Source organism: Kineosporia sp. NBRC 101731 (genome assembly GCF_030269305.1).
Classification (GTDB): Bacteria; Actinomycetota; Actinomycetes; order Actinomycetales; family Kineosporiaceae; genus Kineosporia.
This window is the reverse complement of record NZ_BSTC01000001.1, coordinates 1,347,466-1,359,368: the sequence shown is the minus strand read 5'-3', so window position 1 is coordinate 1,359,368 and position 11,903 is coordinate 1,347,466. Positions and strand designations below refer to the sequence as shown.

Here is an 11,903-nt window from a genome sequence, read left to right as displayed (position 1 = left end):
TGAGGAAGGTTGCGATGGAGACCCCGGCACCCGGCACGATCACCATGTTCAGCACGACCTGGTGCGGCTACTGCAATCGGCTGAAGAAGCAACTCGACCGTGACGGCATCGGCTACACCGAGGTCAACATCGAAGAGGTGCCCGACGCCGCCGAGTACGTGATGTCGGTGAACGGTGGCAACCAGACCGTGCCGACCGTGGTCTTCCCGGACGGCAGCGCCGCGACCAACCCCTCGCTGGCCGAGGTCAAGTCGCGCCTGGTCCCGATCGCCTGAGTCTCCTGACTCTCAGGGAGCTCGCCGAGCACGTCGTCCGGCAGCTGATCGCGCTGTCGGGCGACGGCTCTGATCGAAGGCGGCTGCGCCTCGGCGTGGACGGGCCGGTCGAGGCGGACACAGCCCGGCTGGCCGACGCGATCGCGCGGGAGCTGGAGAACAGCGCCGTGCCGGTCGCCCGGGTGAGCGCGAAGGACTTCCTGCGCGGGCGCTCGGTGCGGCTGGAGTACGGGCGCGACGATCCGGACGCGGTCTACGACCTGTACTACGACTTCCCGGCGCTGCGCCGGGAGGTGCTCGACGCGTTGCTGCCGGACGGGCGCCACACCTGGCTGCCCCGGCTGCGCGACCCGCTCACCGACCGCTCGGTGCGGGTCTCCCCGCAGCCCGCCCCGCCGGGCACGGTGGCCGTCGTCGACGGCCGGTTCCTCACCCGTGACGACATCCGCGACGGGTTCGACCTGATCGTGCATCTCGACGTGTCGGCCCCTGCTTTGGGACGCCGGTTGCCTCCGGAGGAGGCCACCCGCGTCCCGGGTGCGTGGTCGCGGTACCTGGCGGACGACGATCCGGCCCGGCACGCCGGCCTGGTGGCCCGCTTCGACCACCCGGACCGCCCCGCGCTCAAACCTCGTCCTCAGTGGTGATCTTCTGACGGTCACCAACCCGAGGGATCATCGGGAATCTCCGCCCCGAACCAGTTCTCGATGAGCCGGCGGGCGATCGACACGGCCGGGGGCAGCACCAGCGTGCCGGCCTTGATGTCGGCCTGCAGCTCGTCGCGGCTCCACCAGCGTGCTTCGGCGATCTCCACCTCGTCGACCTTGATCTCGCTGCTGAGTGCCCGCCCGTGGAAACCGAGCATGAGGGACGACGGGAACGGCCAGGGCTGGCTGCCCCGGTACTGCACCTCCCCGACCACCACACCGGCCTCCTCGGCCACTTCCCGGCGGACCGCGTCCTCCAGCGACTCGCCCGGCTCGACGAACCCGGCGAGCGTCGAGTAACGGTTCTGGGGCCAGCTGGCCTGACGGCCCAGCAGCAGGCGGTCGTCCTGATCGGCGATCGACATGATCACCGCGGGGTCGGTGCGCGGGTAGTGCTCACGGTGGCACTCGGGGCACTGCCGGATCCACCCGCCCTGCGCGACACCGGTGGCGGCCCCGCAGTTCGAGCAGTGGGTGTGGAAGGTGTGCCAGGCCATCAGCGCGACCGCGGTGGTGAAGATGCCCGCGCCGGTGTCGTCGAGCAGCGAGCCGACCTCCCGCAGCGAGGCCCAGCGCACCCCCTCGGGCACCGCCGGGCGCTCGGACACGGACAGCGCCAGGTAGTCGCGGCCGTCGCCGTCGGTACCCAGGAAGAACTGCTGGCCGTCAGTTTTCAGGTTCAGCACGGATTCCACGGGCCACAGCAGCACGGTCGGCGCGTCGGTCACCGCGGTCTCGCCCTCGTGGAACAGCGCGACCCGGGTGCGCGGGTCGTTGAGCAAGCTGTCGATCAGGCCGGGATCCGCCCGGCGGTGGGCCGCCCGGTCGAGCGTGGAACGGGACAGGGCGAGACGCTCCAATGACATAGCCGCACCCTAATCGGGATCCGCGGTTACGGTGGTCGGGTGCCCTCCCGATCACCGCTCTCCCTGGCTGCGCTGGCCTCGGCCGCCGTCAACGGCCTGGAACCGATGCGCACCCAGACCCTCGACGCGACCGCCGACGACGTCGACACCGCCCTGATCGAGGACAACCTGAGCCGGCACTGGGTGGTGCGGGCCCCTCGCACCGACGTCGCCGGGATGCGCCTCGACGCGGAGTCGCAGCTCGTCGGCACCTTGCGCTCGTGGGTGCCGTTCGGCCTGCCCGAGGCCGAGGGCGTCGCCCCGCTGCGCGACGGCGGTCGCGCCCTGGTGCACCGCCGGCTGCCCGGCCGGGCCGTGCGTCCTCTCGAGCTGCTGCACCGCCCGACGCTGGCCGCCTCGTACGGCGAGGCCATCGCGGCCATCCACAACCTGCCCACCCACCTGGCGGAAGAGGCCGGGATGCCGGTCTACACGGCCGAGGAGTACCGGTTCCGCCGGCTGGCCGAGCTCGACCGGGTCGCGGCCACCGGCCTCACCCCGGTGCGGCTACTGACCCGCTGGGAACACGCCGTGGAAGAGGTCGGCGCGTGGCGTTTCGTGCCCTGTGTGGTGCACGGCGACCTGGCCGGTGACAACGTGCTGGCCGAGGGCGAGAAGGTCACCGGGGTGATGGAGTGGTCGGAGACCCGGGTCGCCGATCCCGCCGACGACCTGGCCTGGGTGTCGATCGGCGCGACCGAACCGGCCATGCGCCCGGTCTTCGCGGCCTACACCGCCGCCCGCCGCGAGCCGGTGGACGCCGACCTGGTGCGCCGCGCGCGGCTGTCCGGCGAGTTCGCGATCGCCCGCTGGCTGCTGCACGGCGTTCACAGCAACGACGCGGGCATCGTGGACGACGCCGTCCAGATGCTCGCCGACCTGGAAGCCGGAGTCGGTGACGAGCCCTGGTGAGAGCTGGTGAGAACGTGCGTCTGGCCTCACTGAACCTGTTCTCGGGGCGCACCGCCCAGGGGACCGCGGCCGGCGCGCAGGCCCTGGCCGCAGCCGCCGTGACGCTCGATGTCGACGTGCTCGGCTGCCAGGAGGTCGACCTCGGCCAGGACCGCTCCGGCCTCGACCAGACCGCGGTGCTGGCCGCGGCCCTGGACACCCGGTGGGCCCGCTTCGAACCGACCGTCCTGGGGACGCCCGGGGAGACCTGGGTGCCCTACTCCGGCGGGCCGGTGGACGGGCCGGCCTACGGAATCTGCCTGATCTCCCGCCTACCCGTGCTCACCTGGCACACGCTGACCCTGGAACCGGCCCGCGGCCGCTTCCCCCTCCCGGTGCCCGGCCGGCCCCCGCGCCTGATCTGGCTGAAGGACGAGCCCCGGGTGGCGCTCGCCGCGCGGCTCGCGAACGGTGTGACCGTGGTGTGCACCCACCTGTCGTTCGTGCCCGGGGTCAACGTGCGTCAGCTGCGCCGCCTGCGGACCTGGGTGGAGGAGCTCGCGGACGGCCCGGTGGTGGTGCTCGGCGACTTCAACCTGCCACCCCTGCCGGTCCGGGCCCTCACCGGCTGGGCGCCCCTGGTGAACACGCCGACCTTCCCCGGACGACGGCCGGGGGTGCAGCTCGACCACGTGCTCGGGGTGGGTCTGCCACCCGGAACCCGGGCGCGCGGAGAGGGGGTCGCCGACCTTCCGGTGGGCGATCACCGTGCCGTTCGGGTAGTTCTCGACCTGCCGGGCTGACCGTTACCCGGTGAGTTTCGGCCCTGGCGGGGCCTTTGCCCGGCTGTTCGACAATCCCCGGCACCGTTCTGACATCGTTCTGACAGTGGCCGCGATCCGGGCGTTCAGCCCCAGTGAGTAGGGTTGTCGATATGACATGGCTTGTGACCGGTGGCGCCGGGTACATCGGCGCGCATATTGCCCGCTGCCTCGAGGAGTCCGGGCGGTCCGTCGCCGTCCTGGACGACCTCTCGACCGGGGTGCGGGGTTTCGTCGGTTCCGGTACGCGGTTCCACGAAGGTTCGATCCTCGACCGGGACGCCGTGCGGGCGGCTCTGACCGAGCCCGACGGCACGCCGATCACCGGGGTGATCCACTGCGCGGGATTCAAGTACGCCGGTGAGTCGGTGAAGCGGCCGCTGCACACCTACACCCAGAACGTTCAGGGCACTCAGGTGCTGCTCGAGGTGATGGCCGAGGTCGGCGTGGAGAACATCGTGTTCTCCTCCAGCGCAGGCGTCTACGGCACGCCAGACGTCGAGCTGGTCACCGAGAGCACCGCCACGACGCCCGAAAGCCCTTACGGTGAGAGCAAGCTCATCGGTGAGTGGCTGCTGCGCAACGTCGGCCGGGTCTCCGGCCTGACCCACACCTCGCTGCGCTACTTCAACGTGGTCGGCTCGGGCCACTCCGACATCTACGACGTGAGCCCCCACAACCTGTTCCCGGTGGTGCTGAAAACCCTGACCGAGGGCGGCATCCCGCAGGTCCGGGGCAACGACTACGCGACGCCCGACGGTTCCTGCGTGCGCGACTACGTGCACGTGCAGGACATCGCCCTGGCCCACGTCGCGGCGGCCGCCCGGATGGAGGCCGGCCAGGACATCGAGCGGGTCTACAACCTGGGCAGCGGCAGTGGCGCCTCGGTGCTCGAGATCATGACCGCGGTCGCCAAGGTCACCGGCATCGCCTTCGAGCCGAAGATCGTCGACCGGCGCCCGGGCGACCCGGCGCGGATCGTGGCCGACGGCCAGCTGGCCCAGCGCGACCTGGAGTGGGACACCCGGCACAGCCTGGACGACATGGTTGCCTCCGCCTGGGCGGCGTGGCAGTCAGTTTCCCGCTAAGGACGACGTGGGCACCTGAGGTGCAGGACAGCGCAGAAAGGTGCAGGGAGGGTGCAGCCCTGCACCTTTCCTACGACTCAGGTGTCGTTGCGTAGCAGGGGTTTGACGGAAAGTCGGCCTTGCCATCAGTTACCTGGGACTGGTTCCCGCAGTGCGGCATTTTGTCGGAGTCTCAGGGCAGACTGTGCGTATGGAGACCGGCCCACCCAAGGCGCACCGTAACGATCCCGGCGTGATGCAGCGCTTGCTCACCACCCCCGCACGATGGGCGGTGGTCGGGCTGTCCGACAATCGCGCCCGCCCCGCCTACGGTGTCGCACGCTACGTGCAGAACCTCGGCATGCGCATCGTGCCGGTGCATCCGAAGGCCGGGAAGGTGCACGGCGCGACGGGCTACCGCACGCTCGCCGAGGCTGCCGCGGCGGTGGGCCCGATCGACGTGGTCGACTGCTTCGTCCGCAGTGAACTGGTGGGCGAGGTGGTGGACGAGGCGATCGCCGTGGGCGCGAAGGCCGTCTGGCTGCAGCTCGGCGTGATCGACCAGGCCGCGGCCGCCCGCGCGAGCGCCGCGGGCCTCCAGGTCGTCATGGACACCTGCCCGGCCATCGAGGCTCCGAGACTGGGAGTGGCATGAGCGACGACAACTACTGGTCACCCGACGAGGCGGCCGGCCGGCCGCGGCGGCGCCCGGGAGATCAGCAGATCCCTCAGGTCCCGCAGGGTGCCCGGCGGGACGAGTACCCCTATGACCAGGACAACGACGAGGTCGGCGACATGTACCGCCAGCACGGCGGCGCCGACCCGCACGCGCAGTATGGGCAGTACGTGGACGAGCACGACGAGGCTTACGGACGCGGCGGTGTCCCCGGCGGTCCGGGCGGCGATGCGTACGGGGCCAGGTCGCGGAGCACGGGCGATCGCGGCGCCGGCGGTCCGGGCGGTGGCGGTCCCGGTCCGAGCGGTCCGGGCGGTCGGGGTCCTGGTGGCCCGGGCGGTCGGGGTCCCGGTGGCCCGGGCGGCCGTGGGCCGGGTGGCCCCGGCAGCCGTCCGTCGGCGGTGGGGACCGGCCGCAGCCTGCCCCGGCCGAGCGTGAAGCTGGTGGTACTGGTCATCGTCGGCCTGCTCATCGCCTACCCGATCATCCTCGGGTTCACGGCATGGTCCAGCCTGAACCGGGTCGACGCGATCGAGCCGGCCCACCAGGACTCGAAGCTGGAAGACACCCCGGGCCGCACCTACCTGGTGGTCGGCAGTGACGCCCGCGACGATCTGAGCGCCGAGGAGAAGAAGGAACTCGGCACCGGCTCGGTCGCGGGGCAGCGCACCGACACGATCATGTTGCTGCACGTGCCCTCCGGTGACGGCCCGACCGTGCTGATCAGCGTGCCGCGTGACTCGTACGTGCCGATCCCGGGCCACGGCAGCAACAAGATCAACGCCGCGTACTCCTTCGGCGGGCCGACCCTGCTGATCCAGACCCTGGAGAACGTCGGCGGCGTGAAGATCGACGAGTACGTCGAGACCGGCCTGGGCGGGTTCGCCAACATCGTCAACGCGATCGGCGGGGTGGAGCTGTGCCCGAAGCGGAACATGAAAGACGCCAAGGCACACATCAACCTGAAGAAGGGCTGCCAGCAGATGGACGGCAAGACCGCCCTCGGCTATGCCCGCGCCCGGTACAGCGACCCCAAGGGTGACCTCGGCCGGGTCGAGCGGCAGCGCGAGACCCTGGCCGCCATCGCCAAGAAGACCCTCTCCCCCGGCACGCTGATCCAGCCCTGGCGGGCCATCCCGGCGGCCAAGGCCGGCGGCGGGGCCCTGACGATCGACGAGAACACCGGCCCGGTCGCCCTGACCAAGTTCGTCCTGGCGATGAAGGCGGTCTCGGGCAGCGAAGGCATCTCGATGACCGTGCCCATCGGCAACGCCGACTATCGGGTCAACGGCATGTCCGCGGTGAAGTGGGACACGCAGAAGGCCCTGCAGATGTTCGCCGCCCTGAAGAGCGACGACACCTCGGCCCTCCAGACCCTGGCCGACGAGCAGAAAGACAAATAGGCCAGCACGAACGAGGCCCGGACGGTGAGTGTTCACCGGCCCGGGCCTCCTTCGCGTCACCGCCGGGGACACCCTGCATGATCAAGAAAAACCTTTGGCCGTGATCATGCAAAGTTTCCCGGGGAAAGTTTGCCTGATCACGGCCAAGATCTTGGGGGTGTCCCTGTTCAGCGGGCGGTGAAGCCGGTGGCCGGGCGGGTCGGCTCGGCCGGGCCCACGCCGGACTCGGCGGCGGCGCTGTTCGCCCGGGCGCGGAGTTTCTCGCCCTTGGCGTGTGCGGCGTCTCGCAGTGACACCGAGAAGCCGACCAGGGCCGTGCGCAGGCCGGCGGCGAATTCGCCCTCACCGGCGGCCAGGATGCGGACGGCGAGCAGGCCGGCGTTGCGGGCCCCGGCGATGGAGACCGTGGCGACCGGGATCCCGGCGGGCATCTGGACGATGGACATCAGGGAGTCCATGCCGTCCAGGTACTTCAGCGGCACCGGCACCCCGATCACCGGCAGCGGGGTGACGCTGGCCAGCATGCCGGGCAGGTGGGCGGCACCTCCGGCCCCGGCGATGATCACCCGCAGGCCTCGCTCGTGTGCGGCGGCGCCGTAGCTGATCATCTCCTGGGGCATGCGGTGCGCGGAGACCACGTCGGCCTCGTAGGGCACCCCGAACTCCTCCAGGGCGAGGGCGGAGGCCTCCATCACGGGCCAGTCCGAGTCCGAGCCCATGACCAGGCCGACCAGTGGCTGAGCAGTCATTGCCGAAACCTCGTTCACTCGTCGGATCACTCGTCGATGTCGCCGCGGATGAACGCCGCGGCGTGCCGGGCCCGGGCCAGGCAGTCGTCCAGGTCGTCACCGCAGACGGTGACGTGGCCGACCTTGCGCCCGAGCCGGACCTCCTTGGCGTACATGTGCACCTTCACGCCCGGGTCGCGAGCCATCACGTGCAGGTAGCTGCGGTAGAGGTCCTCGTACTCGCCGCCCAGCACGTTGACCATCACGGTCCACGGCGAGCGGGCCTTCACGTCACCCAGCGGCAGGTCGAGCACCGCCCGCAGGTGCTGCTCGAACTGGCTGGTCACGGCGCCGTCGATGGTCCAGTGCCCGGAGTTGTGGGGGCGCATGGCCAGTTCGTTGACGAGGATGCGGCCGTCATCGGTCTGGAACATCTCGACCGCGAGCACCCCGACCACGCCGAGCTCACCGGCGATCCGCAGGCCGACGCTCGTGGCCTGCGCCGCCTGGTCCTGCGTCAGGCCGGGGGCCGGGGCGATCACCTCGTGGCAGATGCCGTCCTTCTGCGTGCTCTCGACCACGGGCCAGGCGGCGGCCTGGCCGGAGGGGCTGCGGGCGATCAGGGCGGCGAGCTCGCGGGTGAAGGCGACCTTCTCCTCGGCGAGCAGACCGTCCGGGGCGGCGGCGTCGAGCCATCCGCGGGCCGTCTCCGCCTTCGGCCCGGCAAGCTCGTCGAAGAGCAGCACACCCTTGCCGTCGTACCCCCCGCGCGGCGTCTTCAGCACCAGGCCGCCCTCGAGCGAGGCGGCGAACGCGGCCAGCTCGTCCCACGTGCGCACCTGGGCCCAGCGCGGGCAGGGCAGCCCGAGTTCGGTGAGCTTGCGCCGCATGGCGATCTTGTCCTGGGCGAAACCGAGCGCGGCCGGGCCGGGACGCACCGGCACCCCGTCGGCGACGAGCTTCTCCAGGATCGGGCCGGGCACGTGCTCGTGCTCGAAGGTGATCACGTCGACGCCGGAGGCGAACGCGGACACCACCGAAATGTCACGGTGGTCGCCGACCGGCGCCTCGTGGATGGCGAGCGCGGCGCTGGCGGTCTCCGACTCGGCCAGTACCCGCAGGCGCACGCCCATCGCGACGGCCGGAGGCTGCATCATCCGGGCCAGCTGCCCACCGCCGATCACGCCGACGGTCGGGAAGCCGCCGGGGATCGGGTCGGCCGCGGTCAGCGGGGTGAGCCGGACCTTCCCGAACGGGCCGGTCGCACCGGTCGCGTCGGGGCCGGTGGATTCGGGGGTACGGGGTGTGGAGCTCACGGCGGTCACAATAACGATGCGTCAGGCGTACGTGTACGAGGCCCGTCTCCGCTTAGCGATCCTCAGGTAGTCATGGCACTGTTGGGCCAATGGCTGCCGATTCACCTTTCACCCGACTGCGCAGGTCGGTCGATCTGCTGTACCGCGAGGTGGCGAAGTTCGGTGCCGTCGGCGGCGTCGCGTTCATCGTCGACACCGGTGTGTTCAACTTGCTGCTGCACAGCGCCGCCGGTGAGGCGCTCGGGCTGAGCCACAAGCCGCTGACCGCGAAGACCATCTCCGTGCTGGTCGCGACGCTGGTGGCCTGGCTGGGCAACCGCTACTGGACCTTCCGCCACCGCCGCCGGGCCTCGCGCCGCCGCGAGTTCGTGCTGTTCCTGGTGATGAACGGGGCCGGCCTGGCCATCGCCCTGGCCTGCCTGGGCTTCTCCCGCTACGTCCTGGGCCTGGAATCACCGCTGGCCGACAACATCTCCGGCAATGTGATCGGTCTGGTGCTGGGCACCCTGTTCCGGTTCTGGGCCTACCGCACGTTCGTCTTCACCGACGACCAGGCCGGCGCCGAGGAGCACCTCACACCCCCCGGCACCCCCGAGGCGATCGCCGAGGATCTCGAGGCCAAAGCCCACCACGAGATCAACGTGCGCCCACAGACCACAGGTGACCCGGGCGTCCTCAATTAGTCGACCGTGATCAATTGGTCGCTGATCCCCATCGGGGCCACCAGCAGCGGCTGGACCTGACCGAACCCCCGCACCAGGCGGGGGCGCTGGGCCACCAACTCGATGCCGGGATGGTTCTGCAGCGCTTTGGCCGTGCTCGGGTCGGTGACCACGGTGCCGGGCTCGGCGAGCGACGTGAGCCGGCTGGCCAGGTTGACCGTGTTGCCGTAGACGTCACCCAGACTGCGCAGCACCGGGCCGTGCACCATGCCCACCCGCACGTCGGGCACCACGTCGTCCTCGGCCATCCGCGCCGAGATGGACAGGGCGATCAGGGCGCCGGTCATCTCGTCCGGTGCGATGAAGAGAACCTCGTCCCCCACCGTCTTGATCACCCGGCCGCCCCCGGCCGTGACCACGTCGGAGGCCAGCCCCTCGAACCGCTGCACCAGCCGGGACAGTTCCCGGCGGGGCAGACGGCGCGAGAGGCGGGTGTAGGAGACCAGGTCGGCGAAGCACACCGTGACGGTGTCGGCGGGACGGCCCGAGGTGGCGTCGAAGCGGCTGATCGCGGCGACCAGCTGACGGCGGAACGAGTAGAGCAGCAGCTCCTCGAGCTCGGGGGTGAGCTGCTCGATGAGCTTGATCGGATCTTCGGGAACACCGCTGGGACTGCGGCTGGCGAGGAACTCCAGCAGCGCCTCGATCTGCCAGGACACCAGCCGGTCGGTGGTCTGGCCCAGGGCCCGGGCGCAGGCGATCGCGGTCTCTTCGTCGATCAGGTCGTGCCGGACGAGCCCGACGGCGCGTTCGAGGGCCTTGCGGTCGGTGTCGTTGAACGCGACCTCCTCGTCGTCGACCCCGGGAAATCCCAGGGCGCGCCACAGCTTGCGGGCCGACAGCAAAGAGACGCCGACCCGCTTGGCCACCTCCCGCCGGCGCAGCGTCCAGGGGCCGCCGAGCAGGTGGGAGGTGAACTCGTCCCGGTTGGTCATCAGCGGCGTCCGTGGTCTTCCGGTGTGTCGGCAGCAGCCGGACCGCGGTACTCCTCGTCGAAGGCGTCGTCGAGGGAACGGGCGACCGACGGGTCGAGCGGACGACCCCCCTCGTAGCCCCGCGCGGCGTCGGAGAGCTCGTGCAACGTGCGCTGCACCAGCTCGACCTTCGGGATGTCGGTCAGCACCAGCGGACCGCCGTCACTGGCGTTCTCCACCTTGAGCGTGCCGCAGCCGAGCATCCGCTCGATCAGGCCGTGCTCGAACGACACCTCGTTCAGCCGGGTCAGCGGCATGTCGTGACCGGAGCGGTTGAGCACGCCGCGGCGCAGGATCAGGCGCTCGGTGGTGACCACGTAGATCTCGTTCCACCAGATCAGGATCGGCCAGAGCACCCAGCGCAGTGCGACGAGCAGCCCTGCGCCGGCCGCGACGATCGTCACGATCGGCTGGCCCAGCAGGAAACTCGCGCCGATCAGGGCGAGGATGAGGATCAGCAGCAGGATCGGCCAGGCAATGACCTTGATGTGGCGGCGGAGCACCAGGACGAGTTGTTCATCGTCGGCCAGCAGACGCGTCGGGAAACCCATGGGCAGATCATGCCGTTTCTGGGTTGCGGATGTGCACCACGTCGCCTGCCGAGAGAGCCGAAATGGCACCATCCGGTGTCAGCAAGAGCAGGCGCCCGTTGTCGTCCACACCGTCGGCGATACCGGTGCGGGTGACCCCACCGGGCAGCTCGGCCCGCACGGTGCGACCGATCGTGGAACAACGCTCACGGTAGGCAGCCGCGATACCACCCGGCCCGGTGTTCTCGAACTCGGCCAGCCGGCGGGCCAGCGACCGCAGTACCGCCCGCAGGACCGTGTCCCGGTCGGTGGTGGCCGAGCCGGACAGGCGCAACGACGTGGCGGTGGGCACCGGGAGCTCGTCCTGCGACTGGCTGACGTTGAGCCCGATGCCGATCACCACGGCGCCGGGTGCGGCTTCGACCAGGATGCCCGCGACCTTCAGGTGGTCACCGGCGTACCCGTTGCCGTCGATCGTGGGCAGCAGGACGTCGTTGGGCCACTTCAGGGTTGCGGGCAGCCCACAGACCCGGATCAGTGCGTCGGTGACCGCGACCCCGGTGAGCAGGCTGATCCAGCCCCAGTTCTCGATCGGGGCGGTGGGACGCACCAGCACCGAGACCGCGAGCCCCGAACGGGCCGGGCTCACCCACTCACGCCCGAGGCGTCCCCGGCCCGAACTCTGGCGGTCGGCCACCAGCACCGCGCCGCCGGACTCCCCCGCCCGGGCGCGTTCCATCAGGTCAGCATTGGTGGAACCGGTCTCGGAGACCACGTCGACCGTGCTCCAGGCGTCCGGTCCGGAGGTCAGGGCCGCACGCAGCGACGCCTGCCGCAGGGGTGGGCGATCCAGATCGGTCCAGTCGGCTGACATGCCAGTCAGGATAG

Annotated in this window: 14 protein-coding genes; 8 read left to right on the top strand and 6 right to left on the bottom strand. The window is 70.7% G+C overall.

Going from position 1 to position 11,903, the window contains the following annotated elements:
- The first annotated feature begins 14 nt into the window (after positions 1-14).
- Both QSK05_RS06035 and QSK05_RS06030 read left to right on the top strand, forming a co-directional pair.
- Positions 15-275 carry a mycoredoxin gene (locus tag QSK05_RS06035; protein WP_285594724.1) on the top strand — a complete coding sequence of 87 codons (261 nt, stop codon included), beginning with the start codon at positions 15-17 and terminating at the stop codon, positions 273-275.
- A gap of 95 nt (positions 276-370) precedes the next feature.
- Positions 371-922, top strand: coding sequence for a nucleoside/nucleotide kinase family protein (locus tag QSK05_RS06030; protein WP_285594722.1), 552 nt, complete (start codon positions 371-373; stop codon positions 920-922).
- 11 nt (positions 923-933) lie between these two features.
- Here the strand turns inward: QSK05_RS06030 and nudC are convergent, their stop codons facing one another.
- The gene (gene nudC, locus QSK05_RS06025; protein ID WP_285594720.1) at positions 934-1,848 is read right to left on the bottom strand and encodes an NAD(+) diphosphatase; all 915 of its coding nucleotides are present in this window, start codon (positions 1,846-1,848) and stop codon (positions 934-936) included.
- A 39-nt stretch (positions 1,849-1,887) separates the two neighbouring features.
- Here nudC and QSK05_RS06020 point away from each other — a divergent pair, with 39 nt between their 5' ends.
- The 5 genes from QSK05_RS06020 to QSK05_RS06000 all read left to right on the top strand — a co-directional run bounded on the left by QSK05_RS06020 (position 1,888) and on the right by QSK05_RS06000 (position 6,745).
- Complete coding sequence (locus QSK05_RS06020; RefSeq protein WP_285594718.1) at positions 1,888-2,799, top strand: phosphotransferase; 912 nt, start codon at positions 1,888-1,890, stop codon at positions 2,797-2,799.
- Positions 2,796-3,581, top strand: a complete 786-nt coding sequence (locus QSK05_RS06015; RefSeq protein WP_285594716.1) for an endonuclease/exonuclease/phosphatase family protein — start codon at positions 2,796-2,798, stop codon at positions 3,579-3,581. Before QSK05_RS06020 ends, QSK05_RS06015 begins: the two co-directional genes overlap by 4 nt.
- A 131-nt stretch (positions 3,582-3,712) precedes the next feature.
- A complete protein-coding gene (galE, locus tag QSK05_RS06010) occupies positions 3,713-4,687 on the top strand; it encodes a UDP-glucose 4-epimerase GalE (protein WP_285594714.1) in 975 nt (324 codons plus the stop codon).
- A gap of 190 nt (positions 4,688-4,877) precedes the next feature.
- A complete protein-coding gene (locus QSK05_RS06005) occupies positions 4,878-5,321 on the top strand; it encodes a CoA-binding protein (RefSeq protein ID WP_285594712.1) in 444 nt (147 codons plus the stop codon).
- Complete coding sequence (locus QSK05_RS06000; RefSeq protein WP_285594710.1) at positions 5,318-6,745, top strand: LCP family protein; 1,428 nt, start codon at positions 5,318-5,320, stop codon at positions 6,743-6,745. The genes QSK05_RS06005 and QSK05_RS06000 overlap by 4 nt, the downstream gene beginning before the upstream one ends.
- A 167-nt stretch (positions 6,746-6,912) precedes the next feature.
- Here the strand turns inward: QSK05_RS06000 and purE are convergent, their stop codons facing one another.
- Both purE and QSK05_RS05990 read right to left on the bottom strand, forming a co-directional pair.
- Entirely contained in the window at positions 6,913-7,494 is a 582-nt protein-coding gene (gene purE / locus QSK05_RS05995; RefSeq protein ID WP_285594708.1) for a 5-(carboxyamino)imidazole ribonucleotide mutase, read from the bottom strand.
- 26 nt (positions 7,495-7,520) lie between these two features.
- Positions 7,521-8,702, bottom strand: a complete 1,182-nt coding sequence (locus QSK05_RS05990) for a 5-(carboxyamino)imidazole ribonucleotide synthase (RefSeq protein ID WP_352300311.1) — start codon at positions 8,700-8,702, stop codon at positions 7,521-7,523.
- A 176-nt stretch (positions 8,703-8,878) separates the two neighbouring features.
- Here QSK05_RS05990 and QSK05_RS05985 point away from each other — a divergent pair, with 176 nt between their 5' ends.
- The gene (locus QSK05_RS05985; RefSeq protein ID WP_285594704.1) at positions 8,879-9,472 is read left to right on the top strand and encodes a GtrA family protein; all 594 of its coding nucleotides are present in this window, start codon (positions 8,879-8,881) and stop codon (positions 9,470-9,472) included.
- On the opposite strand, the gene QSK05_RS05980 is transcribed toward QSK05_RS05985, so the two are convergent.
- Genes QSK05_RS05980 through QSK05_RS05970 form a run of 3 tightly spaced genes read right to left on the bottom strand, consistent with a single transcriptional unit; the run spans position 9,469 to position 11,889 of the window.
- Positions 9,469-10,446: an adenylate/guanylate cyclase domain-containing protein gene (locus tag QSK05_RS05980; protein WP_285594702.1), complete on the bottom strand. Its 978-nt coding sequence runs from the start codon at positions 10,444-10,446 to the stop codon at positions 9,469-9,471. The two genes, QSK05_RS05985 and QSK05_RS05980, sit on opposite strands and share 4 nt — an antisense overlap.
- Positions 10,446-11,036 (bottom strand): PH domain-containing protein, encoded by a 591-nt coding sequence (locus tag QSK05_RS05975; RefSeq protein ID WP_285594700.1) that lies wholly within the window; start codon positions 11,034-11,036, stop codon positions 10,446-10,448. The genes QSK05_RS05980 and QSK05_RS05975 overlap by 1 nt, the downstream gene beginning before the upstream one ends.
- A gap of 7 nt (positions 11,037-11,043) precedes the next feature.
- On the bottom strand, positions 11,044-11,889 hold the full coding sequence (locus tag QSK05_RS05970; RefSeq protein ID WP_285594698.1) for a biotin--[acetyl-CoA-carboxylase] ligase: 846 nt from the start codon (positions 11,887-11,889) through the stop codon (positions 11,044-11,046).
- Positions 11,890-11,903: the final 14 nt, after the last annotated feature.